At 64.3% G+C, this 22612-nt stretch carries 22 protein-coding genes and 1 pseudogene; 3 read left to right on the top strand and 20 right to left on the bottom strand.

All coding sequences use genetic code 11. The annotated features are described in order from the left end of the window. Positions 1-35: 35 nt before the first annotated feature. On the top strand, positions 36-1274 hold the full coding sequence (locus G8O24_RS16125) for an ABC transporter substrate-binding protein (protein ID WP_188100860.1): 1239 nt from the start codon (positions 36-38) through the stop codon (positions 1272-1274). 175 nt (positions 1275-1449) lie between these two features. Here the strand turns inward: G8O24_RS16125 and G8O24_RS16130 are convergent, their stop codons facing one another. From G8O24_RS16130 to G8O24_RS16165, 8 genes are read right to left on the bottom strand one after another with little or no spacing between them, the layout of a single operon-like run. Beyond that, positions 1450-2748, bottom strand: coding sequence for an MSMEG_0569 family flavin-dependent oxidoreductase (locus G8O24_RS16130; RefSeq protein ID WP_188100861.1), 1299 nt, complete (start codon positions 2746-2748; stop codon positions 1450-1452). Positions 2749-2760: 12 nt separating this feature from the next. Then, complete coding sequence (locus tag G8O24_RS16135) at positions 2761-3048, bottom strand: MSMEG_0570 family nitrogen starvation response protein (RefSeq protein WP_188100863.1); 288 nt, start codon at positions 3046-3048, stop codon at positions 2761-2763. Next, positions 3041-4207: an MSMEG_0565 family glycosyltransferase gene (locus G8O24_RS16140; RefSeq protein ID WP_188100865.1), complete on the bottom strand. Its 1167-nt coding sequence runs from the start codon at positions 4205-4207 to the stop codon at positions 3041-3043. The genes G8O24_RS16135 and G8O24_RS16140 overlap by 8 nt, the downstream gene beginning before the upstream one ends. Further along, complete coding sequence (locus tag G8O24_RS16145; protein ID WP_188100867.1) at positions 4204-5199, bottom strand: sll0787 family AIR synthase-like protein; 996 nt, start codon at positions 5197-5199, stop codon at positions 4204-4206. The genes G8O24_RS16140 and G8O24_RS16145 overlap by 4 nt, the downstream gene beginning before the upstream one ends. Positions 5200-5201: 2 nt before the next feature. Further along, positions 5202-5750: an MSMEG_0567/Sll0786 family nitrogen starvation N-acetyltransferase gene (locus G8O24_RS16150; RefSeq protein ID WP_188100868.1), complete on the bottom strand. Its 549-nt coding sequence runs from the start codon at positions 5748-5750 to the stop codon at positions 5202-5204. Beyond that, positions 5747-6865: an MSMEG_0568 family radical SAM protein gene (locus G8O24_RS16155; RefSeq protein ID WP_188100871.1), complete on the bottom strand. Its 1119-nt coding sequence runs from the start codon at positions 6863-6865 to the stop codon at positions 5747-5749. Before G8O24_RS16155 ends, G8O24_RS16150 begins: the two co-directional genes overlap by 4 nt. Continuing rightward, positions 6792-7847 carry a Nit6803 family nitrilase gene (locus G8O24_RS16160; protein ID WP_188100872.1) on the bottom strand — a complete coding sequence of 352 codons (1056 nt, stop codon included), beginning with the start codon at positions 7845-7847 and terminating at the stop codon, positions 6792-6794. Before G8O24_RS16160 ends, G8O24_RS16155 begins: the two co-directional genes overlap by 74 nt. 37 nt (positions 7848-7884) lie before the next feature. Next, positions 7885-8367, bottom strand: coding sequence for an MSMEG_0572/Sll0783 family nitrogen starvation response protein (locus G8O24_RS16165; protein WP_188100874.1), 483 nt, complete (start codon positions 8365-8367; stop codon positions 7885-7887). Positions 8368-8698: 331 nt separating this feature from the next. On the opposite strand from G8O24_RS16165, the gene G8O24_RS16170 reads away from it, so the two are divergent. Continuing rightward, the gene (locus G8O24_RS16170) at positions 8699-10087 is read left to right on the top strand and encodes an aminotransferase-like domain-containing protein (RefSeq protein WP_188100876.1); all 1389 of its coding nucleotides are present in this window, start codon (positions 8699-8701) and stop codon (positions 10085-10087) included. 10 nt (positions 10088-10097) lie between these two features. Here the strand turns inward: G8O24_RS16170 and G8O24_RS16175 are convergent. The 3 genes and pseudogenes from G8O24_RS16175 to G8O24_RS16185 form a co-directional block, all read right to left on the bottom strand. Then, positions 10098-10223: pseudogene (locus tag G8O24_RS16175) on the bottom strand (ABC transporter permease); the annotation flags it as partial. Positions 10224-10252: 29 nt separating this feature from the next. After that, positions 10253-10585 carry a hypothetical protein gene (locus G8O24_RS16180; RefSeq protein ID WP_188100877.1) on the bottom strand — a complete coding sequence of 111 codons (333 nt, stop codon included), beginning with the start codon at positions 10583-10585 and terminating at the stop codon, positions 10253-10255. Between the two features lie 67 nt (positions 10586-10652). After that, entirely contained in the window at positions 10653-11507 is an 855-nt protein-coding gene (locus G8O24_RS16185) for a hypothetical protein (RefSeq protein ID WP_188100879.1), read from the bottom strand. A 342-nt stretch (positions 11508-11849) separates the two neighbouring features. On the opposite strand from G8O24_RS16185, the gene G8O24_RS16190 reads away from it, so the two are divergent. After that, on the top strand, positions 11850-13160 hold the full coding sequence (locus G8O24_RS16190; RefSeq protein WP_188100881.1) for an ABC transporter substrate-binding protein: 1311 nt from the start codon (positions 11850-11852) through the stop codon (positions 13158-13160). Positions 13161-13243: 83 nt separating this feature from the next. On the opposite strand, the gene G8O24_RS16195 is transcribed toward G8O24_RS16190, so the two are convergent. From G8O24_RS16195 to G8O24_RS16235, 9 genes are all read right to left on the bottom strand, one after another. After that, positions 13244-14413, bottom strand: a complete 1170-nt coding sequence (locus tag G8O24_RS16195) for a Gfo/Idh/MocA family protein (RefSeq protein ID WP_188100883.1) — start codon at positions 14411-14413, stop codon at positions 13244-13246. 47 nt (positions 14414-14460) lie between these two features. Further along, entirely contained in the window at positions 14461-14775 is a 315-nt protein-coding gene (locus G8O24_RS16200) for a septal ring lytic transglycosylase RlpA family protein (RefSeq protein ID WP_188100884.1), read from the bottom strand. A 103-nt stretch (positions 14776-14878) separates the two neighbouring features. Then, a complete protein-coding gene (locus G8O24_RS16205) occupies positions 14879-15724 on the bottom strand; it encodes a CmcJ/NvfI family oxidoreductase (protein WP_188100886.1) in 846 nt (281 codons plus the stop codon). A gap of 337 nt (positions 15725-16061) precedes the next feature. Then, positions 16062-17000, bottom strand: a complete 939-nt coding sequence (locus tag G8O24_RS16210; protein WP_188100887.1) for an ABC transporter substrate-binding protein — start codon at positions 16998-17000, stop codon at positions 16062-16064. Further along, entirely contained in the window at positions 16997-18091 is a 1095-nt protein-coding gene (locus G8O24_RS16215; RefSeq protein ID WP_188100889.1) for an LLM class flavin-dependent oxidoreductase, read from the bottom strand. The genes G8O24_RS16210 and G8O24_RS16215 overlap by 4 nt, the downstream gene beginning before the upstream one ends. A gap of 23 nt (positions 18092-18114) precedes the next feature. Further along, positions 18115-19287 carry an acyl-CoA dehydrogenase family protein gene (locus G8O24_RS16220; RefSeq protein ID WP_188100890.1) on the bottom strand — a complete coding sequence of 391 codons (1173 nt, stop codon included), beginning with the start codon at positions 19285-19287 and terminating at the stop codon, positions 18115-18117. Continuing rightward, positions 19281-20081 carry an ABC transporter ATP-binding protein gene (locus G8O24_RS16225; protein ID WP_188100892.1) on the bottom strand — a complete coding sequence of 267 codons (801 nt, stop codon included), beginning with the start codon at positions 20079-20081 and terminating at the stop codon, positions 19281-19283. The genes G8O24_RS16220 and G8O24_RS16225 overlap by 7 nt, the downstream gene beginning before the upstream one ends. Next, the gene (locus G8O24_RS16230) at positions 20075-21097 is read right to left on the bottom strand and encodes an ABC transporter permease (RefSeq protein WP_188100893.1); all 1023 of its coding nucleotides are present in this window, start codon (positions 21095-21097) and stop codon (positions 20075-20077) included. Before G8O24_RS16230 ends, G8O24_RS16225 begins: the two co-directional genes overlap by 7 nt. Further along, a complete protein-coding gene (locus tag G8O24_RS16235; RefSeq protein ID WP_188100894.1) occupies positions 21075-22172 on the bottom strand; it encodes an ABC transporter substrate-binding protein in 1098 nt (365 codons plus the stop codon). The genes G8O24_RS16230 and G8O24_RS16235 overlap by 23 nt, the downstream gene beginning before the upstream one ends. Positions 22173-22612 lie beyond the last annotated feature (440 nt).

Raw genomic sequence — 22612 nt, forward strand, 5'->3', positions numbered from 1 at the left:
GTATCAACAAAGAAAACAACGAAAGGGAAACGACCATGCGATCATCGAGCACCTTGAGCTCTGCCCTCTTCACCTCTGCGCTGGCGCTGTGCCTCGCCGCCCCCGCCTACGCGCAGTCGAATGACCCGATCAAGATCGGCGTCATCGCCGAGGTGCAGTCGATCGCAGGCGCGGCGACGCCCGGCGGCGCGCAGATCGCCGCCGATGAGATCAACGCCAAGGGCGGCATTTTCGGCCGTAAGATCGAGATCGTGACCTATGACAACAAGAGCTCCTCGGCGGACTCCGTCCGCGCGTTCCAGCGCGCGGTGAGCGAGGACAAGGTCTCCGCCGTGATCGCGAGCTACATCTCCGAGGTCGTGCTGGCGCTTGAGCCCTGGGCGGCGCGGCTGAAGATGCCGCTGATCACCCCCGGCGCCGCCTCAAACGAGATCACCAAGGCGATCCACAACGACTATGAAAAAAACAAGTACACCTTCCACGGCTATCTGACCTCGGCCGCGCAAGCCCAGCTCGTCTGCGATGCCGCCAAGGATCTCCTCGTCGACAAGCTCAAGTTCAAGACCGTAGCGATCATGAGCGAGGACGCCGCCTGGACCAAACCGCTTGATATCGGCTACGAGGCCTGCCTGCCCAAGGCCGGCCTGAAGGTCGTCGAGCACGTCCGCTTCTCCCCTGATACCACCGACTTCACGCCGATCTTCAACAACATCGAAGGCAAGAAGCCTGATGTGATCGTGACCGGCATCTCGCATGTCGGCGTGCAGCCGACCGTGCAGTGGAAGAACCAGCAGGTGCCGGTGCCGATGTTCGGTATCAGCGCGCAGGCGCTGAGCCCGACCTTCTGGAAGGACACCAATGGCGCCGCCGACGGTGTGCCCTCGCTGGCCGTCGCGACGCCCGACGTCGCCGTGACCTCCAAGACAAAACCGTTCGCCGCGGCGTTCAAGGCCAAGTTCGGTCAGCCGCCGGCCTATACCGGCTACACCGCCTATGACGAGGTCTACATCATCGCCGATGCGATCAAGCGCGCGGGATCGACCGATCCCGACAAGATGGTCGCTGAACTGGAGAAGACCGACTACGAAGGCACGATCGGCAAGATTGCGTTCTACGGCAAGGACGACGAGTTCACCCACGGCCTCAAGTCCGGCCCCGGCTTCGTGACAGGCCTGGTCTTCCAGTGGCAGGACGAGAAGCAGGTCGTGGTCTGGCCGGAGAAGATCGCCGAAGGCAAGCTGAAGTTTCCGAACTTCGTGAAACTCTCGCAGTAAAAGCAACACAGCAGGAAATGCACGATGCCCGGGCTCTCCCGGGCATTTCGTCAAGGAGGAGCTTTCCGCGTCGACATCCACGGCAACATCTGGACGTCAGCCGGCCGCAGCGTGTTCTGCTACGCGCCCGACGGCACGCATCTACGCGGGCGGCAGCATAGGATTCGCCGCGCAGCTACACGGCTTCTCTCGCCGCATATTGCTCGCGTTGGCCGGCCTGATAGGCGCCGGAATGTGATGCACTCGATCGCTCCTCGATGTGGTCTGCGACGAACTCTGTATCACGCCCGATGCCGACGAAGCGGCCCGAGCCCCAGGTGTAGAGCCATGGCAGGCCGACCACATAGGCGCCGTCGACCGACGTCACGCCCCGCTTGTGGGTTGGGTACCCCGTGCCATCGAACATCGGCAAGTCGACCCAGGACCAGTCGGAACGGAATCCTGTCGTCCAGATGATGCTGCTGATGCCGCTCGCTGCGAGATCGAGCTCCGTGGGTACCGCAGTAGGAGACCATACGGGCTCATAGTGAGGCGTCACGGGTGCGGCGATTTTGTTCCTTGCGATGTGCTCGTCGATCATTCGGCAGATGCCGTTGTAGACCCGATCGGCATTGTCGAGATTAACCTGAAGATCATCTCCAAGCTGCAGGCGCGTCCCGCGACCGTCCTTGAGGCGACCGTAGAGCTTCATGCCTTCGAGCGCGAACTTGCGCAGGTCAATGTCGCGGCCTCCGTCCCGTCCGGTCAGGTAATGATTGGCGTTCTTGCGGACACCCTCTTTCAGCGAATGCTTATCGACGGGAAGGTCATACTGGCCGAGATCGTCGAGCCAGTCGACCGCGTCGCGGCCGCGATAGAAGCGTGGGCACCGCGGCGCGCTGCCGACCGCAAGATGCACCTTGCGGCCCGCCAGATGCAGGTCTTCGGCGATCTGGCAGCCCGATTGTCCGCTTCCCACAACGAAGATTTCGCCGGGCGGCAGTTGATCCGGATTGCGGTAGGCGGACGAGTGGATCTGCGTCACCGAAGGATCGAGCCGGTCGGCAAACGGCAGCACCTTCGGAACGTGGTATCCGCTGACGGCCAGCACGACGCTGTCGGCAGAGATCTCGCCTAACGTCGTATCGAGCATGAAGCCGCGACCGGATTGCCTGAGGCGCGTCACGGCAACGCCCTCGCGGACCGGCGCATCGATGTGTCTGGCGAAATCCTCGATGTACGAGACGATCTCGTCACGCAGCATGAAGCCATGCGGATCGCTGCCGGCGTAGGGAAAGCCGGGAAGCTGGCATTGCCAGTTCGGCGTCACCAGGCAGAAGGCGTCCCACCGCTGCGTTTTCCAGGAATGCGCGATGGTATTTTTCTCCAGCACGACATGCGCGATGCCGCGCGCCTTGAGCTGCGCGCTCATGGCAAGGCCAGCCTGGCCGCCGCCGATCACGACGACTGGATAGTGGTTGTGAAGGTCGGACATCATCAGCTCCTGCTAGTCTTCAAACGAGACGATGGTGACGGAAGCACCCGGCGTGGCCTCGAACCGCGCCGCCGCCGCCTCGATCCGGGCGAGTTGCGCGAGCGCACGCGAGCAGAGAAAGCCGTACTTTTCACGGACGCGCTCGGCCGCGGTCGTCAGTGCAACGCGGCTGCGTTCGCGAAACTCGTCGAGCGGGTAGGTCGCGCCGACGGCGAAATGATCCCTGATGACGAGCGAGGGCGAATAGCAGGCCTCGATCCGCTCATCGGGCCAGCGCACGTGGAAGTGCATCTCAGGCATAGTGCACCTCGCGCATCTCCAGATAGGTCGCCATGTGCGCCATCGCGGTGCGGCTCCAGTCATGATGCCGGGCAACCCTCGCGCCATTTGCGATCAGGCGCGAGCGCAGGGGTTCGGCGAGCGCACTGAGGGTAGCGTCCGCGATCGAGCCTGCGTGATGCGGATCGCACCAGGCGACGTCGTCGGAGCCGAGATATTCGGTGAAAGGCGCGATATGCGACACCACCGCCGGCACGCCACTCGCCATCGCTTCGAGCACGGTGAGGCCAAAACCTTCGCGCAAGGACGGGAATAGCAGCACATCAGCCAACCGAAACAGCGACGGCATGTCTGCATCCGGCAGCGGGCCGGTCTCGATCACGGTATCAACAGGAAGTCCCGCCTCGCGCAGCCGCGAATTGAACTGTTGCCGGTAAAGACCATGATCCAGCAGCGAAGCGCCGCCGGCGATGACGAGCTGGGCGGACCTGTGCACGGCGTGCACCTGCCGGAAGGCCTCGAGAATGCCGAGCGTGTTCTTGCGCTGCTCGACGCCGCCGATCGAGAGCAGGATCGGACCTTCGCGAAGGCCGAGCCGCGCAGTCAGGACCCGGTCGGCGGATGCCGGGGCGGCCGAATAACGTGCCGTATCGACGCCATTGCCGACCAGCACGGCGGACCGTGACAGCTCGGTCTTCAACTGGTCTTGCCAGAACCGGCTGACGACAAACAGGCCGTCCGCGTGGACGATCGAGCGACGGTCGAATTCACCGAGCCGTTCGTCGGCGAATGCATCGATGTGATGAACGGTGCGGAGATAGCGCTGGATCAGGCCGCGCTGCTTCAGCGTCGCGAGCGCATTGCCGGAAATGCCGTCCTGGGCGTGGAAGACATCGAACTGGCGATGCGCAGGATCGTCGAAATACCTGACATAGTCGGCGATGCGCGTTTCGACCATCGCGACGATATTATCGGTGACAGGCGATGCGGGCACCGAGCGCGTCGCGGCGACACTGCGGCGGAAGAAGCCTTTGCCAGCCGGGTCGGGAGCGTGCACCACCGGCCGATGTCCAAGATGGGCCAGCGCATCGGCGAGCGCGAGGGCGTGCACCACGCCGCCTCGCGGATTGATCGAGTGGGTGAGGATCGCGATGCGAAGCTGGGACGAGCCGCCGCTCATGCCACTCTCCTCCGCCGAGTGCCCTGCCCCGGCGCACATCCGATCAGGGGCTGGGCGGCGAAGTCCCAGACCGTTGCACGACCGGAGCCGGCGCTGATGTCGACGCTCGTTCCGGCGCTGACGTCTCCGATCGCGGCCGCCGCGATGCCGCGCCGTTGGAAGCGCGACAGGATCTCATCCACATTTTCGGGCTTCGCCGACAGCAGATAGCCGAAGCTCGGGAAGGTCAGCAGCCAGCGTTCGAGCGGGCTACCTGTCGGAATCGGAATCGCCTCGACATCCAGCGTGACGGCAACCTTCGAGCACTCCGCCAGCATCGCCGCGGTCCCGACAATACCGCCCTGGCTGATATCCTTGGCCGCGAGCGCGAGATCAGCCTCGGCGATGGATGGCAGGATCTCGAGGTCGCCGCGCAGCCGTTCCGCGGGCGCATCGGTCGCCGCCTCCCAGTTCGCGAACGGATCGCGGTAGCGGCCGCGCAGATCGATCGCCGCAACGAGCTTGTCGCCGGGCCTGGCGTCGAAGCTGGTGAGAAGTCGCCTGGCGCGTCCGAGGATCGCGACGGCAAACTGACTCTGGCTGCTGCGCACATTGGTGTGGCCGCCGATAACAGGCACACCGAACGTCTTCGCGGCAGCTTTCAATCCTTCCAGAACAGGTGCGGCCTGATCAGCACCATTGGACCAGATCGCATTGACGATGGCCGTCGGTCGTCCGCCCATCGCCGCGACGTCCGAGATGTTGACCATGGCGCCGCACCACCCCGCGAACCACGGATCGGCAGCTACGAACTCGTTCATAAAACCTTCGATGGCGAACAGCGTATAGCCGTCGCCCTCCGGGATCGCCGCGCAGTCGTCCCCGACCGCGATAGCGTCGCCGCCCGACAGGTCGAGCGCCGCCGCAACGGCCGCGATGTCGGCCTTGGCGGCGATGCCGCGGCTCTTGCGGAGCGTTTCGGCGAGCCCAGTGAGCGCGGCGTCCGTCAGCATGATCAGGCCGCCAGCTTTGCCAGTGACAGGAACCCGGTTTCGGGCGTGCGGAACGGCGGGTAGTGGTCGAGGTCGGCCTCCATGCGATGGTGCGGCCGGCCATGAAGCTCGAATTCGCCGAGCGACCGCCAGTGCATGTGCTGGAACAGCAGCGCGTTCTGGCTCTGCACATTGGCAAGGAACCGCCGGCAGCCGCGCGCATGCGCAGACGAGACGGCAAGCCGGATCAGACCGGCGCCAACCGCGCTGAGCCGGCGATAACCCTTTTCGACGGCGAGGCGGGAGCCCCACCACACATCTGCCTCGTGGTCATCGGCGTGAATGCGCACGGTGCCGACGACCTCGTCCTCGGCGACGCCAAGCAGCGAGACGGCCACGAGCGGGATGGCGACATCGTCAGTCGCGTCGCGATCATCGCCCGCAAACACGCCCTGTTCCTCGCAGAACACCTTGCGGCGCAAGGCCGCGGCGGCGTTGCGCTCCCAGGCTTCGGTTGCGAACTTCACCTGGAATTCCGGCGCAACGAACGGCTTGAACGGCTCGAACATCATGCACTTGCTCCCCGCTCATAGGTTGATAGGGCCGAGCAGGCGCCGCATTTGCCGCAGCCTGCCTTGATGTCGGTGGCGCGCAGGCCGCCGGCGCGCAGCATCTCGGCGAGGGGGCGCAGGATCTCATGCATGAACGCGGCAGACGGCGTCGGATGGCTCTCCAGCGGCGTGCCGGCGATCGGTACGAACGGCACGACGAAGGGATAGACGCCGAGATCGATCAGCCGCCGCGACAGCGCGAGAATTTCGGAGGGCTCATCGCCAAGTCCAGCCAGGATATAGGTCGAGACCTGACCGCGGCCGAACACCGGGACGGCCGCCGCGAACGCGTCCATGTATTGCTCGACCTGGACCTGCGCCTTGCCGGGCATGATCCTTTGCCGCACGGCGGGCCCGATCACCTCCAGATGCATGCCGAGCGCGTCGACGCCCGAATTCTTCATGCGCTGGAACCAGGCAAAATCATCAGGCGGTTCGCATTGCGCCTGGATCGGCAGGTCGACGGCGGCCTTCACCGCCTCCGCGCTCTCCGCAAGGATGCCGGCGCCGCGATCGGACGTGTGCGGCGTGCCGGTCGTCATCACCATGTGCCTGACACCATCGAGCTCGACGGCGACCTTGGCGACTTCAGCGAGTTGTGCCGGCTTCTTGCGCTCGACCGTACGTCCCGCCGCAAGCGACTGGCCGATGGCGCAGAACTGGCAGGTCTTGGTGCGGCTCTGGTAGCGAATGCAGGTCTGCAGCACCGTGGTGGCGAGAACGTCGCGGCCGTGCAGGGTCGCGATCTTCCAATAGGGAACGCCGTCCTCGGTGGTGCGGTCGTAGAATTTGGGGCGCAACGGAAACGACACGTCCGCGAGCACCACACCGTCACGCGAGATGCGGCTGCGCCCGGCCTCGTCAGGCCGCTCGACGAGATAAGGACTCTCGAAGGCCGGCGCGTTGTGGACGGGAATCATCACGGTGGCGCCGTCGATCGTGAACGGCGTGTGATCCGACGGGCCGGCACCGCCGCGGCGGCTGGTTCCGCCGGTCTTGGGATCAGCGAGCCGGACCCCGAAGGACTGCAACTCGTTGATCAGCTGCTCGGTCGGCATCGCCTGAGGTAGCGGCATCTGCGGTCTCATCTGATTGGTCTTTCGGATTGGACGTGAGGCGGTTCGGGTGAAAGCCGTGCATCGGACGCGCGGGGCTGTCGTTCAATACGAGCGACAGCAACTCCGGCCGGGCGTAGTGGCCGACCGAGTCCATCATCCGCTTGCGCTTGGTGATCAAGGCCAGATCGAGATCGGCGACAAGGATGCCCTCGCCGCTGGTCAGCGGCGGCACCAGGTGATTGCCTTCGGGGGAGACGATCGCGGTCATGCAGCCGCCGCGCAGGCCTTTGCGCAGACCCTCCTCGGGCGAGATTTTCGCGATCTGCTCCTCGGTCAGCCAACCCGTGGCATTGACGACGAAGCATCCGCTTTCGAGCGCATGATGCCGGATCGTCACCTCGATCTGATCGGCGAAGACCTGTCCGACCAGCGACCCCGGAAACTGGGCCGCGTGAATCTCTTCGTGCTGGGCCATCAGCGCGTAGCGCGCGAGCGGGTTGTAATGCTCCCAGCAGGCCAGCGCGCCGACACGGCCGACCGCGGTCTCGACCACCTTCAGGCCGGCGCCGTCGCCCTGCCCCCAGATCATGCGCTCGTGAAACGTCGGCGTGATCTTGCGGCGCTTCAGCAGAAGCGCGCCGTTCGCATCGAACACGAGCTGGGTGTTGTAGAGCGAGCCGTGATCGCGCTCGTTGACGCCGAGCACGACCACCATGCCGTGGCGCTTCGCCGCCTGCGCAACGGCATCCGTCACCGGACCAGGCACGATGACGGCGTTGTCGTAGAGCTGGATGTGCTCGGCGCCGCTGAGGACCGGCGGACGGACAAAGGAGAAATACGGGTACCAGGGAACGAACGTCTCCGGAAAAACGGCGAACTGGACTCCCTTGCTCGCCGCCTCCGTGATGGCCGCCAGGATCCGGTCGACCGTTCCGGTCGGCGTGTCCAGATCCGGTGCGATCTGAACAGCGCCAGCCCTGATCGTGCGTCTCACTGTCACTGTATCCTCCCTCGTCCGTCGCGCGAGCTAGCCGAGCTCAGACGGTCCAGGTGTGGAGCATGAACGCGTCGTCCCTGCGGTGAAGCAGGATGAGGTCGAGCACGTCGAGCGGATTGATCGGCCGGATGCCGGGAATGAGCGACGGCTCGCCATGACCGTAAAGCGCTTGCAGCGCGAACCGGCAGGCATAGACCTTGCCACCCTCGTCCATGAACTTTGCGAGCTGGTTGTTGAAGTTCTGCGCGCCGGGGAAGGCTTCGTCGCCGATCTTCGGAAAGCCGCGCTGAATGCCGAGCGTGACGCCGGGGCCGTAAAGCAGAACCGAGGTCTCAAAGCCCTTCCGCTTCAGGCGCAGCGCCTGGAGAATATTGACGAGACCGATGGAACCCTCGAACGCGACGGTGTGGAAGGTGACCAGCGCCTTCTCACCCGGTTTTGCTTTGACGTCCTCGAAAACCTTCTCTTCATAGTCGACGAGAAAGTCGCCCTTCTGACGCGCGGGCATGTTCACTGCTGGCATAGACACCTCCTGTTCACGTCCGGCCTCCCGGATCGAGATCAGGTTTTGCAATCAATGTGCCAAGCAGCGTTCTGCACTACAAATCATCAAACCATACAATATGCATTCATTTATCCATTCAATGTTGAATGGAGACCTGACTGGATTTGGCGACGCTCGCGTCGTGATCGAAAAATAGTGCCTGAAAAATACTGAGCAGCGCGCCCGATCTATGTGCAACGCGCTCAGTCGGAACACCTCGTCAAGGCGATCAAAACACGCAATACAATTGTCTCAACGCTCGCAACAATATACAGTCAATTCTGCTGACGTAATTGACCGGAACCGAGCAATGGCCGACTGGCGACCTGATCTCTCGAGCAGTGACAAGCCGCGTTATCTCGCCATCGCAGACGCGATCGCCGACGACATCGCGGCCGGACGGCTTGTGATCGGCGACCGCCTGCCCCCTCAGCGGAAACTGGCCAAGCGCCTCGACGTCGATTTCACCACCGTCGCGCGCGGCTATGTCGAGGCGCAGAAGCGCGGGCTGATCGAATCCAAGGTCGGACAGGGAACCTTCGTGCGCGACAAGCCGCGGCCGCGGCGTTCGGCGGCGAGCTTTCCGCCCCGCCCCGTCGACCTGTCGATGAACCTGCCGCCCGAGCCCGACGACCCTGAACTGATCGAACGCATGCAGGCCGGCGCCGAGCATGTGCTGCGCGATGTCGTCTCGCTGCTGCGCTACCAGGGTTTTGGCGGCACACAGGCCGACAAGGATGCCGCCTCGAGCTGGCTCGGCCGCCGCGCGCTGGTGCCGGCACAGAACCGTATCTTCGTCTCGCCCGGGGCCCATCCGGCGCTGCTCGGCATCCTCTCGATCCTCGCGAAGGCGGGCGAGATGGTGCTATGCGAGGCCATCACCTATCCCGGGATCAGGTCGATCGCCGCGCAGCTCGGCCTCAAACTCGTCGGCCTGCCGATGGATCAGGATGGCATCGAGCCGCAGGCGCTGACCGATGCCTGCAAGAAGCTGAAGCCCAAGGCAATCTACCTCAATCCGACGCTGCAGAATCCGACGACGTTGACGATTCCGGACTCGCGACGGCGCGAGATCGTCGCGATCGCGCGGCGCTTCAAGCTGCCTATTATCGAGGACGACGCCTACGGCTTCATCCCGGAGCATGGCCACGGCCACGCGCCCTTCGCCGCGATCGCGCCCGATCTGACCTGGCACGTCGCGGGCCTCGCAAAGTGCATCGGCGCAGGCCTGCGTGCCGCCTACGTCGTCGTGCCCGATACGCGCGCGGCCTGGCCGTTTGCCTCGGCGCTCCGGGCGGCGACCGTGATGGCATCTCCCCTCACGGTGGCGATCGCAACACGCTGGATCGAGGACGGCACCGCGGACACGATGTTGCGGTTCATTCGCGCCGAGACGTCGGCGCGGCAAAAGCTCGCCGCCGAGATCCTGCCCAAGGGCTCCTATCGCGGCGATCCCCTGAGCTTCAACCTGTGGGTCGACCTGCCCACGCCCTGGCGGCGCTCGGCTTTCGTGGAGCATATGCGGCAGACCGGCGTCGGCGTCGTTGCAAGCGACGCCTTTGTCGTGAGTGACCCGCCGCCCGAAGCCGTCAGGATCTGCATCTGCGGCCCGTCAACCCGCGCGCAGATCAGATCTGCGCTCGAATACGCCGCTCACGCCCTGACAGAAACCCCGGCCCTGGCGTCGCCGTTTCTGTGATGGTGCGGCGTCAGTTCGTGACCCGCTCGCCGCGGCCGTAGACCAGCAGCATGAAGATGATGACGAGGCCGTAGATGACCTGGCGGCCGGCCTCGGGCATGTCCATGATCGACAGAACGCTGTTCCGGAGGTCGATGCCATGGCCAGCCCAGGCGTCGTTCGGCCTCAGCGGGCGTCAAGTAGCGGCAATAGCATCGCTCTCACATCCTGCGGCAGGATCGACAAAACGTAGGACTGGATTTCGCCATTACGATCGAGATAAGTCTTCTCGCCCATCTGCAGCACTCTGCCGCGGACGCGATAGATTTCACCGGTGTTCTCGTTCGTAACGATGAAGCCTCTGAACCCGAGTTGATCGGCGGTCCTCACGTCGTTGAGCACGGAACGCTGCCGGGCGATGAGCGCATGCAAGCGGGTCGCCTCCCCATCTCCGAGACGCAGGCGAGGATTGGGACGCCCCGAGAACATATCGACTTCGACGTTGAGCACCGGCGTCATGGCTGAATCCATCCGACTCTTTGTGCCACTGGCTTTCGACAAGACGCCGGCAAGCTCGATCTGGTGCTCAGGCGATCGACAGGCCGCGCTTCGTGACCATGTAATCGCAGAAGATAGTATAAGGACCGCGATTGCACCTGTTCGGATCCGAAATGGTGTGGCCGGCATTGTCCACATTCCTGGCTGCCGTCTGTCCGGGCTTGTGCGACCAGCACCCATTCTTGTCCTGTCGGTACCAATGGTAGTCAGCGCCAGGCCAAATCACAAGCGCAACATACCAGCCCTGGCCCGGCGCCAGAGGACCGCCGAAGCCGTGCGCAGCCACCGCCAGTCCGTCCGCGACTGCCCCGGCCTGCACGTGAGCGCAGTCCATGACCGTGGCCTGCTGTCCATGCGCCCTGCCTGGCTGCGCAAATGTGTTCGTGATCTGATCGTTGGCATAGTTGTAGCAGTTATTGTGCGGCTGAACGGTCGGGTTGTTCCAGGGCGCGGGATTGTAGACGGGTGCGTCGGCCGCGTCGCATTGCGGGCAGGCGGCAGGCGCTGCCGCCGCGCCAAACTGCGTTACGCTGGCGATGCCGGCATGAACATGATCATGCACGTCCTGGCCAAGTCGCGGCTTGAACTTGCCGAGTAGAAACCGTTCGATCTCGGTGTTGTCGACGACGTTAGCGAGACTTATGCCACGATCGACCAACCCTTCGTGAACACGCAGCGTTCCTGCGGCCGTCATGGTGGGGTCGTGCGACGAGATCAGAAAGCCGCGATAGCCAAGACCGCCGACCACCCCGGACGGGCGCTCGTGCGTCATGGTCGTCGCAACAGCCAAACGATCATGCAGCTCCCGCTCGTCGACGTCGCTAAGCTGCAAGGATGGATTTGGGAGGCCTGAAAATACGTCAAGAGTAACCACTGTTGTCATAATTCGCTCCTGTCATGAATGACCCGAAAAACAATCTGTCGAAAGGATCGGTCGGATAACGCGTCGTTCGGTGCGAGCTGGAGACAGGATCTCGGGTCGACGGAGTGTCACACCGCAAGAACCGCCCGGATAATTCGCGGGCATTATCTCATACGATGCATCTAAGGTTGTAACGATGAAATTGGTCCAGCGGCCCGGTCGATGTTTCACGTGAGCACCTCACATCTGCCGCAAGTCCGGATTGCCTACTGCGGTGCATGTTGACTTTCCGCCATACCCTACCGAATACTGCGAAAAATGCATAAAGGCGGTCGCAAACGACGGACCGGAGGGAGGGATAGGATGCCGACTTCACGCAGGCAGCTGCTGAAGGGTACGGCGGCTGCCGCCGCCACACTCAGCCTCGATTGGACCCGGGCCCAGGCGCAAGCCGAGAATTTGCGTATCGGCCTGATCTACGACCTCACCGGACCGTTCGCCGCGGGCGGCTCGGTCGCCTCCTCGGTCGGCGCGCAGATCGCCATCGATCTCGTCAACGAGAAGGGCGGCATCGGCGGCAAGACCAAGATCGTGCCGGTCCCCGCCGACTCGCAGAGCAAGGCCGACGTTGCCATCAACGAGGCCGAGCGCCTGATCAGCCAGGAGAAGATCGACATCATCAACGGCGTCTATTCCAGCGCGCACGCCGTGCCGATGGCGGCCAAGGTCGAGCAGCAGAAGAAGATCCTCTGGATCACGACCGCGGTGTCGACCGCCGTGTTCAAGGACAAGAACCTGCAATATGTGTTTCGCGCGCAGATCCATTCCGACCAGTACGGCCAGGCGTTCGCCGGCTTCCTCGCCGAGCACGCCAAGGGCAAGCTCGGCATGGAGCCGAAGGACGTCAAGGTCGCGCTGATCCACGAGGACGGCCCCTATGGCGTCGGCGTTGCCGCGGCTGACGAGGCCTATGCGAAAGAGGCCGGCATCCAGGTGGTGCTGCGCGAAGGCTACTCTGCCTCGGCGCCCGATCTCTCGGTGCTCGTCACGAAGCTCAAGCGCGCCAAGGTCGATGTGATCTCGCACGCCGGCTACAACCCCGACATCACGCTGTTCCTGCGGCAGGCGCGCGAGAGCGGACTTCGGTTCAAGATGCTGTTCGGCGCCGGCGCCGGCTACAGCCAGCTCGACAAGCTGCGTGCGACCTTCGGCGCCGACATCGACAATTTCTGCAACATCGATCCGGTGCCGGCGCAATTGCTCGATCCCGCCAAGCTCGCGCCCGGCATGGGCGATCTGATCAACGCGATGGTCACGCGCTACAAGTCCAAGACCGGCGCTACCGAGGTGCCGCCGCACTGCTCGATGGGTTTCAACCAGACCTGGGTCCTGCTCAACAACGTGTTGCCGGTCGCCAAGGACAAGTACGGCAGCTTCGAGCCGGAGGCCATCCGCAAGGCGGCGCTCGACGTCGACATCCCGCCCGGCGGCACCATCCAGGGCTACGGCGTGAAATTCTTCCCGCCCGGCACGCCGCTCTCAGGCCAGAACGAACGTTCGACGCCGGTGGTGATGCAGAACGCGGGTGAGCACATCTCGGTGGTGTGGCCGACCAACATCCGCACCCAGGATCCGGTGTTTCCGCTGCCGAAGGGTTCGACCTACGGGGCGTAGCTATTGCCAGCCACGAAGACGGTGCACCCTCTCCCACAAGGGGAGAAGGATTAGCAGCGGAGTTGGCGCGACTTCTCTCGGCTTCACAACACCACCCGCCGCCCCTCCTCCGCCGCCCAATAGCCGGCATAGTTCACCTTGATCGTCTCATAGGCGAGCGCGAGGTCCGACAGTGGCTGGCGCCCCGTTGCGGCGCATTCCATGAAATCCTGGATCTCTTGGAGATAGCCGCGCGTCCATTCCTCCTCGAGGCAGACATATTGCCAGCCGGTTTTGCGGTCGACCTTTTCGGTGATGTAGATGCTTGCGAGTCTCTCCTCGCTGGTCTGATAGCTCATCAGATGATTGTTCGGGGTGATGTTGGCAAACAGCGAGCCGCCCGACGTGTAGGTCTCGATCAGGTTGCGCACGCCGCCCATGATCATGTCGCCGGAGAACACGGTGGCCTTGGTGCCGTCGGAGAAGGTCACGGTCAGCGTGCCCCAATCCTCGACATCGACGGGATTGGCCTTGATGTAGGTGCGCTCTTCCGGCTTGAGGACGGCTGTGACGTTGCCGACATCGCCGGTAACGCTGGCGACGTGGATTTTCTCCCCTCGCGCGCGCGCCTCGACCTGCTTGAGATAAAGCACGGCCGAGAGCGGATGGCAGCCCATGCGGATCAGCGATCCGCCGCCGGTCATCGCCCATTGCGCGGCATGGGCCGCGTGCGAGCCCGAATGGCTCTCCTCACCCTTCATGAACAGGATCTTGTCCTTTGTCGCCTTGATGATCTCCGCGATCTTGGTCACCGCGGGCGCGTAGACCCAGTCCTCGGCATACATGAAGAGTTTTCCAGTCCGCTCGATCGCCGTCCGCGTCGCCTCCATCTCCTCCAGCACGCGCTCGTACATCAGCGCCTTCGGCACGTGCTTGCCGATCGGCTGCCTGTCGCCCTCACGGCCGAAATAGCCGGCAAACGGCTTCTCGCAGATGACGTGCTTGCCGGCCTGCATGCTGGCGACGATCATTCCGGCATGGAGATTGGGCGGCGTGCAGATGTCGACGACATCGAGATCGGCATCGGCAATCAGCTCCGCGAAGCTGCGATAGACACGCGGAATGTGATGGTCGGCGGCGAACGCAACGACATGGTCGCCGCGCGCGGCGACCGCCGCAACCTCGACGTCGACGCCGTAGACGCGCCGGAACGCATACATGTGCAGCTCCGACACGAAGCCGCAGCCGACGAGACCGACCTTGATCCTGGCCATGACGCCCCTCCCCTTGCTTTGGGCGGCACTATAGCCCGATGGCCAGTCTATTCCACAGAGACGCGCACCACGCCGGCGCTCATCATGCCGAGCGCACGAGCGGCCGGCACCGAGAGATCGACGATGCGACCGCGGATGAAGGGGCCACGATCATTGACGCGGCATTGGATGGTCCGGCCGCTATAGGACACTTTCAGCACGCTGCCGAACGGGCGCGTTCGGTGCGCACAGGTCAGCTCGCCGTTCTTGGCGGCCTTTCCGTATCCATAATATGAGGCAAGTCCGCTTTCGGCGTGGGCGAGGGAAAATGCAGAAAGCGAGAAAGTGGTCAGACAAAACAAGAGTGTCGGCTGCGTTCGCACGGCACCGCTCCCGGTTGGCCCTGCCCCGCGCTGCAACGTCGTCAAGTTCCCGATGGTTCCGGGAACACTGCCGGGCGATGCCCGGCAGTGCCATCACACATTGTTACTGTTTGTGAAAGACCAGCGTGCGCACCTCGATGCTCTCACGCGGGGCAGCATCGTCAGGCGTGGTCGGATCGACGAAGGCGGTGTGGGGCCCGAAGCGGGTGCGGCCGTCCGTTGCTGAGTCATAGCATTTGAGCAGCAGCGCCTCATCAGGCGTCATCTCGGGGAAATAGAACCAGCGATGGTCCGGATTGTACTTCACCGAGTAGGTCTCGCCGCGACGATTGGGATAGATCAGATCCGAAGCGACGAGATCCTCAGGGGCAACGGTCGTGCCGTCGGCCATGGCGAGCGGCGAGTCGCGCAACGGACCGCGGATCGGCCGCCAGAGATTGATCACCTGCACGCGCCCCTTGAGCAGTTCCTCGGCCTCGTCAGGCAGATGCTCGCGTACCCTGTTGGCGCCAGAGACGGCAGTCTGGTCGACGTGCACGCGCGTCGCGGGTTGACGCGGGCCCCCGTCGCGAACGTCAGGAGCGCCCTCGACGCGCCTGCGGACCGTGTGATCGAAGATGAAGACGCGGTCGGCCTTCAGCGTCGCGCGCAGGAACGCCTCGACGGCCGGATAATAGACGGCGCGGATTTCCTCATCGTTGTAAAAATCCTTCACCTGATTGGGGTGCCGTACCAGCGCAAAGCCTTCGCGATCGAGCGAGAAATGATCTGCAATCAGGCGCGCATCGAAGATCGGGACCCGGTGCGGCTCCGGCAGCGAGGTGCTTTTCGGCTCGCCCGGCGGTGGATCGAAGGCGTAGGTGCGCGGCTTGCCCGAAACGGGCGCGAGATAGTTGAGTTCAGCGGTGACGAAGGGAAGCGATTCGATTTTTGTTTCTTGCAGGCCCATGGCCGGTCTCCCGATGTGGTCGTCGGACTGATTTTTGACGAGGTGCGGGATGCTGCAAGGGGTGTGACGCAAATAGTAACGAGGGTTTTGTCGTTGGTTCGGAAGGCAGAAGGAATGCTTCGAGGATGGTCGCGATGCGAGAAACCCCGTCCTCCCCTCACAGGCGCTTGATGACCTCGTGAGATCGCGTGCCCCGGAGACAGTATCGTAGCGTGGGCCAAGCGGAGCGTGCCCACGCAATCTTCGCGATTGAGAGAGATGGTGGGCACGGCGCAAGTGCGCCTTTGCCTACCCTACGAAACCGAACTTGCGAAGAGCCCCCCTCGCCGTCCGACAGCTACAACCCTGCCTTCGCAATCGCATCGGCAAACGAGCGGTCGACGATCTCCGCCGCATCCAGCTTCTGCTTGATCAGGCCCCAGCGGAAATAGAGATCGATGGTGCCCTGCTCGTCGGCGACCACGCCGTCGTCGATCGGCGCGATCCGGATCTTTGCGCGCGACAGCCAGTTTTGCGGCACGGCGGTGGGGATGTTCATCAGCTTGCCCCAGGTCGCCGCATAGCCGTCGATATTGTTCAGCGACCAGGCGCGTGCCACGGTGAGACGGCGGATGAAGTCGGTCAGCTCCGCGCGCTTGTCGCGGATGGCGTCGGGCCTTGCCACCTGGAAGCTCAGACCCGGTGTCAGGCCTTCGGAGGTGATGACACGTCGCGATTTGAACAGCACCTCTTCCTGGCTGACATAGGGCTCCCAGGTCGACCATGCATCGACGGAGCCCTGCGTATAGGCGATCTTGGCATCGGAGGGGGCGAGGAACGCGATCTGCACGTCGCTCGCGCTCCAGCCGTTCTTTTCCAGTGCGGCGAGGATCAGTTGGTGCCCGATCGAGCCGCGGCCGGTTGCGATCTTCTTGCCGCGCAGATCGGCGAAGCTCTTGATCGGCGAATTCTCGGGCACGAGGATCGCGAGCCCCTCGCGCGTCTGCCGGATCGCGGCGATTGCCTTCACCGGTGCGCCGGAGGCAGCGGCAAACGTAAAGGGCGCGTCACCGACGAGCCCGGTCTCGATCGCGCCGGCGCCCAGTGCCTCCAGCAGCGGCGCAGCCGCCGGAAACTCCTTCCACTCGATCCTGTAGGGCACGTCCTTGAGCACGCCTGCCGCTTCCATGACGGCCTGCGAATTGCCCTTCTGATCGCCGACGCGCAGCGTGGTTTGCGCTGCCGCCAGTTCCAGCGAACCGAACAGCAGCGCGCCGGCCAGCATGAGGCGGATCATTCCGCGGCCTCTCCGCGAGCGGCCGGGCGCTCGGCAATCAGCTTGCGAGTCAGCGGGATCAATTCGCGGCCATAGTCGATCGCATCGGGAAGCGGATCGAAGCCGCGGATCAGGAAGTGGCTGACGCCGAGGTCGTAATAGTCGGCGAACACTTCGGCGACCTGCTCGGGCGTGCCCACCAGCGCCGTGGTGTTGCTATTGGCGCCGGTGAGCTTTGCGATCTCGGTCCACAGCCGCTTGTCGATGCGCGCGCCCTGGTCGGCCGCCGCGAGCAACCGCTTGGCGCCCTCGGTCGCATGATTGGGCCGGCGATAGCCGGTCTGGTCCTGCAGCGCGGTGGCGCGCTCAAGGATCCCTTCGGCTTTCTTCCAGGCCTTCTCCTCGGTATCGGCGAGGATCGGCCGCACCGACAGGCTGAAGCGCGGGCTCGGCCGCCCATGCTTAGCCGCCGCCGCACGCACGCGCGCAGTGACCTCGCGCACCTGCGCGTAGGATTCGCCCCACAGCGCAAACGTGTCGGCGTGCTTGCCCGAGACCTCGATCGCGGCATCGGAGCCGCCGCCGACGAAAGTGTAGATGCCGCCCGCTTGCCGTGGCTTCACCTGCGAAAAGCCGTTCTCGACCTGGTAGTACCTGCCCTTGTAGGTGAACGGTTTCTCGCTGGTCCATTCCAGCCCCACGATGTCGAGGAACTCGCTGGTGCGGGCATAGCGCTCGTCCTTGTCGTCCAACGTATTGCCGTCCTGGCGCAGCTCGGTTGCGTTGCCGCCGGTGATGACGTGCAGCGAGACGCGGCCGTCATAGAGTTGGTCGAGCGTGGCGAGTTGGCGCGCCAGCACCGTCGGTGCCGTGAAGCCCGGGCGCTGCGCGATCATCACCTTCAGCTTCCTGGTGATGGCCAGCACATGCTGGGCGACCTGGAGCGAATCCGGCGTGGTCGAATGGAACGCCAGCAAGGCGCGGTCGAAGCCGCCGAGCTCATGCGCCTTCGCCACCGTCTCGATATAGTTCGGATCGAGCACCGGTCCCTGGCGCACGATGGTCTCGGAAGCATTGCTATTGGCGATAAAGCCGATGAACTCGACCGACATCGGGAACTCCTTGTAAGCGATGGTCAGTGGCCTAGCGCTGCGCGCCCGGCCGTGATTTTGGTGGCGTCGTCCTGGGGGGTGTGGACGCGGCCGCAGAGCACGTCCCGGTAATGCCGCTCCAGCGGATTTTTGCGCGACAGACCGTGATTGCTGGTCAGCGACAAGGCCTCCTCCACTGCGGCTATGGCGTTATTGGTCACCGTCAGCTTGATGATGTTGGACTCGATCGCGCTCAGCTGCAAGCCGTCGTCGAAATCGGAGGAAAAACTGTCGATCAAACGTGCGTTGATCGCGAGCCGCGCCTCGATGCCGCCGAGGATCTCCTGGGCGCGCGGCAAGGTCGCCAGCGGCGCGCCGAGACTGCCGGGCACCCGCGTCTTCAGAAAGGTGACCAGCCAGTCGCGCGCCGCTCGGGCAATGCCGTCATAGATCGCGGCGACGAAGAGGGCGTGCACGGTTGCCTGCGCGACATCAGGCGCGCGCCAATCGGCGGGCTTGCGGACATCGATCTCGGCGTCGAGCGGGATCACGACGTCGTCGAAGATGACGTCGTGGCTGCCGCTGGCACGCAGGCCGTGATGGTCCCAGGTCTCGACGATACGCGTGCCCGGAAGACCCGCCGGCACCAGGAACTGCCCGACGCGCGGCTCGGCCTCGTCCGTGCGCGCCCAGACCAGATACCATTTCAGGATCGGCGAGCCCGTCGAATAGATCTTGTGGCCGGAGAGGCGCCACCCGGTCTCGGTGCGCCGCGCGATGGTTGCCGGCAGTCCGCCACGCGCGGGCGAGCCGAGCTCGGGCTCGACACGGAGCGCATTGATCAACGCAAGACCCTCAACGGTTTCCTGGGCGAGCTTGCGCGATAGCCGCACCGGCCAGCTCGGGCTGCGCGCCATCACGAAATGATTGATGTAATGCATCGACAGCACCAGCGCCGTCGACGAGCAGGCCTTGCCGACGATGCCGAGCACGCGTGTCGCGTATCGCGCGCCGGCCCCGGCGCCGCCGAACGCAGCCGGCACCGTCAGCGACAACAGGCCAGCTTCGGAGAGCTCGCGAAAATTCTCGAACGGAAAGCTCGCGGCGCGGTCGTGCTCGGCCGCGCGCGCAGCAAAGCCTTCGGCCAGCGCCTCGGCCCGCGCGATGTAATCGGGTTCGCTATGGGGCGTGCGCCCTTTGGCTACGGAAGTTACCATGTCGCATCGAGTCCCAACAGGCCGAGGATCTGACGACGCAGATCGGCCAGATACGGATCGCCGCGATGGCGCGGATAGGGCCGGTCGACGCGGATGTCGGCCTTCACGCGCGCGGGGCGCTCGCTGAAGACGATGACGCGGCCCGCGAGCACCAGCGCCTCCTCGGCGTCATGCGTGACGAGCAGCGTGGTGAAGCCCTTGCGTTGCCACAGCGACACCAGCTCGGCCTGCATGGTGATGCGGGTGAGCGAGTCGAGTTTGCCCAGCGGCTCGTCGAGGATCAGGATCTTGGGATCGTTGACCAGCGCCCGCGCCAGCGCGACGCGTTGCGCCATGCCACCGGAAAGCTGGTGCGGATAGGCATTGCGGAACGACGCCAGCCCGACCAGGTCGAGCGCGTCGTCGACACGCTGGCGCTGGCTTTTCAAGATGCCCTGCGCCTCGAGTCCCAACGCGACATTGTCCCAGACCGTCCGCCAGGGAAACAGCGTCGGATCCTGGAACACGACGACACGCGACGGGTGTGGCCGGGTGATACGCGCCTCGTCCTCGCGCAGGCTTCCCGCCTTGGGCTTGTCGAGGCCCGCGACGAGGCGCAGCAAGGTCGACTTGCCGCAGCCGGAAGGGCCGAGCAGCGCGACGAACTCGCCGGGCTCGACGGAGATGCTGACATCGTCGAGCACCGGCAGCGCTGCGCCGTCGATGTCGAAGGCATGGCTGACCTGCTCGATGTCGAGCGCGGCGCCAACGGAGGGGTGAACGATCGGTTCGGCCAGTGCGGCTGCGGCTACCATTTCACCGTCCCCTTCTGCCAGACCAGCAGACGGTCGCGGATCGCGAACAGCAGCGTGATCGCGCCGGAGCAGAGCAGCGACATCACGATCAGCGCCGCGTACATGTTGGCGTAGGCGGCCCAGCCCTGCGCCCATTGCAGGTACCAGCCGAGGCCGGCCTTGACGCCGATCATCTCGGCGACGACGAGCACCGCGAAGGACGAGCCGAGCCCCATGAACAGTCCGACGAAGACATGCGGCAGCGCGGCGGGAATTGCGACCTTCAGCACCAGGAAGGACGGCTTTGCCCCGAGCGTGCGCGCGACATCGTAATAGGCGCTGCTGACGCTCGCCACGCCGGACCAGGTCAGCACGGTCACGGGGAAGCCCGTCGCCAGCGCGATCAGGAAGGTCGATGCGCTCCAGCTCGACGGGAACGTGAAGAAGGCGATCGGTAGCCATGCGGTCGCCGGCAGCGGGCCGATGAAGCGCAGCACCGGATGTACCCAATAGCCGACCGCGCGCGACCAGCCGATCGAGACGCCGGTCAAGAAGCCGACCGCCGCGCCGATGATGTAGCCCCCGAGTTGCAGCTTGACCGAGGCAATGACACTGTCGAGCAGTTTCGGCAGATCGTCAGTATAGACTTCGATGATGGCCTGCGGCGGGGGGAAGAACGGCAGCGGCAGCCACGCGAACTTTGCGGTCGCGACCTCCCACAGCGTCAGGAAGGCGCCGAGCGCAACGAGCCAGGGCGCGCGCTGGCGAAGCGCCCTGCCCGCCGAACCGAGATAATCGGCGCCGACGGTCCCGAACAGGGCGGCCGCCGCAATGACGAAGGCGGCGATGCCGAGCGAATGCGTGCGCGACCAGTCGCCGACATCCTCCCACCACAGGCAGGAGAGGCCGAGAGCGATCCAGGCGACGCTGGCGAGAACACCGATGCCGGAGTCCCGCAGCCATGTTGCAAGCAGCGGCGCGCGCGAGGAGCGCGGCGCGCCGGACGCAAGCCCATCAGACAGAGAATACGTCGACATAGATGCGCTCCGCGAATTTGGCGGTGTCGGTGCTCTGCTTGAAGACCTGCACGCTCTTGAGGTCGTCGGCGTAAGCCTTGAGCTCGCGCTTCAGCACCTCACCGGTGGGATGATGATGGTGGGTGTGGTAACGCACCATGCCTTCGATGTCGGCAAGCGTCGCCGTCTTCGGCGCATAGGGCTGGAACGATTTTGCCGTCACGCTCGGATTCTGCGCCGTGAACATCGCAGCGTCGAGCAGCGCCTGGGTCAGCGCGCGGGCGACTTGAGGTTCGTCGCGCACCAGGCTGCCGCGCAGGCCGAGGATGCAGCAGCTCTTGTCGCGATATTCGCCGTCGAGATTGGAGGCGACTTCCTTGTACTGGCTGTCCTTGAGCCAGAGATAGCCCAGCGGATCGGACGACAGGAACGCCTGAACTTCTCCCTTCTGGACCGCGACGTCCAGCAGATTGCCGGGATAGGCGCGCCAGTCGACATCCTTGGTGGGATCGATGCCGAGCTTGGCGAGCTGAATTGAAAAGAAGTTCTTGTCGGGGCCGGCGAGATCGCCGACCGCGACGATCTTGCCCTTGAGATCGGCGAGCTTGTTGACGCCGGAGTCCGCCCGGGTCAGGACGCGCATGCAGCCGCCATGGGTGCCGGCGGCGATCTTGACGTCAAAGCCCTGCTCCAGCGGCTTCAGCCAGCGCAGCGCCATGCCGAGGCCGGCATCGCTCTTGCCGGTCGCGATCGCCTCGAGCAGCTGGTCGGTCGAGCCGGAATAGTTGATGAGCTCGACGTCGAGATTCTGCTTCTGGAAGAAGCCATGCTCGATGGCGACCGGCACCGGCGCGAGGCAGACCGCGCCGGCATTCCATGACAGCTTCAGCTTGCGCGGCGCGCCAGTCAGCGCGGGGGCGTCCGACGCCGTCCGGCACAGCGGAAATTCCGAGAAGTCGATACCGGACACCGGCGCCTGCGGCACGAAGGCCTGCGCACCCCATGCGCCCAGCGGCGCGGCAAAGGCCGCAGCAAGTCCCGCCTGCAGCAGGTTCCGCCGGTCGATGCTCGATCCACGCCTGTCGTCGTTCTTCATGTCGTCAGCCCCTACGCTGGCACAGCTCCGCCACTCGCACAGGGCATCGCACTGCGCATATTCCGTGCGGGACTGCGTTAAGAGAAAATCCTTCCGCGGGCGATCACGCCCCGCGTTGATGCGATGCGCAAATCATGCGGCGCACGCGCTGCATCGTCAATGAAATGGAATTTCGAATGTTACGCGAAGCGAAGTCATTCTCTCCACCGGCGCGGGTCGAGACGATGAAAGGATTTTCGTCGATGCATCAATGGGCACGGCGCGGTTCGGCTCCCTCTGCCGGCGTCCTTGCCGCGCACTTTTTTCGCCGCGCACACCGCACGTTCTCGAAAGCAGCATTTTGCCGAAACGTCATTGCTCGATGCGCGCACAATACGGTTGGCCATTTCATTGACGGCGCATTGCGCGCTCATAGACTTGATCGCCTCGCTGCATCGTTC

The organism is Bradyrhizobium campsiandrae (assembly GCF_014529705.1).
In the GTDB taxonomy this organism is placed as follows: domain Bacteria; phylum Pseudomonadota; class Alphaproteobacteria; order Rhizobiales; family Xanthobacteraceae; genus Bradyrhizobium; species Bradyrhizobium campsiandrae.

What these genes read in the sequence shown, in the direction of transcription:
- G8O24_RS16125 (WP_188100860.1), top strand. Translation starts at nt 36, where the DNA reads ATGCGATCATCGAGCACCTTGAGCTCTGCCCTCTTCACCTCTGCGCTG.
- G8O24_RS16235 (WP_188100894.1), bottom strand. Translation starts at nt 22,172, where the DNA reads ATGAAGAACGACGACAGGCGTGGATCGAGCATCGACCGGCGGAACCTG.
- G8O24_RS16210 (WP_188100887.1), bottom strand. Translation starts at nt 17,000, where the DNA reads ATGATCCGCCTCATGCTGGCCGGCGCGCTGCTGTTCGGTTCGCTGGAA.
- G8O24_RS16185 (WP_188100879.1), bottom strand. Translation starts at nt 11,507, where the DNA reads ATGACAACAGTGGTTACTCTTGACGTATTTTCAGGCCTCCCAAATCCA.
- G8O24_RS16180 (WP_188100877.1), bottom strand. Translation starts at nt 10,585, where the DNA reads ATGACGCCGGTGCTCAACGTCGAAGTCGATATGTTCTCGGGGCGTCCC.
- G8O24_RS16205 (WP_188100886.1), bottom strand. Translation starts at nt 15,724, where the DNA reads ATGGGCCTGCAAGAAACAAAAATCGAATCGCTTCCCTTCGTCACCGCT.
- G8O24_RS16135 (WP_188100863.1), bottom strand. Translation starts at nt 3,048, where the DNA reads ATGCCTGAGATGCACTTCCACGTGCGCTGGCCCGATGAGCGGATCGAG.
- G8O24_RS16230 (WP_188100893.1), bottom strand. Translation starts at nt 21,097, where the DNA reads ATGTCGACGTATTCTCTGTCTGATGGGCTTGCGTCCGGCGCGCCGCGC.
- G8O24_RS16140 (WP_188100865.1), bottom strand. Translation starts at nt 4,207, where the DNA reads ATGAGCGGCGGCTCGTCCCAGCTTCGCATCGCGATCCTCACCCACTCG.
- G8O24_RS16225 (WP_188100892.1), bottom strand. Translation starts at nt 20,081, where the DNA reads ATGGTAGCCGCAGCCGCACTGGCCGAACCGATCGTTCACCCCTCCGTT.
- G8O24_RS16130 (WP_188100861.1), bottom strand. Translation starts at nt 2,748, where the DNA reads ATGTCCGACCTTCACAACCACTATCCAGTCGTCGTGATCGGCGGCGGC.
- G8O24_RS16170 (WP_188100876.1), top strand. Translation starts at nt 8,699, where the DNA reads ATGGCCGACTGGCGACCTGATCTCTCGAGCAGTGACAAGCCGCGTTAT.
- G8O24_RS16150 (WP_188100868.1), bottom strand. Translation starts at nt 5,750, where the DNA reads ATGATGTTCGAGCCGTTCAAGCCGTTCGTTGCGCCGGAATTCCAGGTG.
- G8O24_RS16190 (WP_188100881.1), top strand. Translation starts at nt 11,850, where the DNA reads ATGCCGACTTCACGCAGGCAGCTGCTGAAGGGTACGGCGGCTGCCGCC.
- G8O24_RS16165 (WP_188100874.1), bottom strand. Translation starts at nt 8,367, where the DNA reads ATGCCAGCAGTGAACATGCCCGCGCGTCAGAAGGGCGACTTTCTCGTC.
- G8O24_RS16215 (WP_188100889.1), bottom strand. Translation starts at nt 18,091, where the DNA reads ATGTCGGTCGAGTTCATCGGCTTTATCGCCAATAGCAATGCTTCCGAG.
- G8O24_RS16155 (WP_188100871.1), bottom strand. Translation starts at nt 6,865, where the DNA reads ATGCCGCTACCTCAGGCGATGCCGACCGAGCAGCTGATCAACGAGTTG.
- G8O24_RS16145 (WP_188100867.1), bottom strand. Translation starts at nt 5,199, where the DNA reads ATGCTGACGGACGCCGCGCTCACTGGGCTCGCCGAAACGCTCCGCAAG.
- G8O24_RS16195 (WP_188100883.1), bottom strand. Translation starts at nt 14,413, where the DNA reads ATGGCCAGGATCAAGGTCGGTCTCGTCGGCTGCGGCTTCGTGTCGGAG.
- G8O24_RS16220 (WP_188100890.1), bottom strand. Translation starts at nt 19,287, where the DNA reads ATGGTAACTTCCGTAGCCAAAGGGCGCACGCCCCATAGCGAACCCGAT.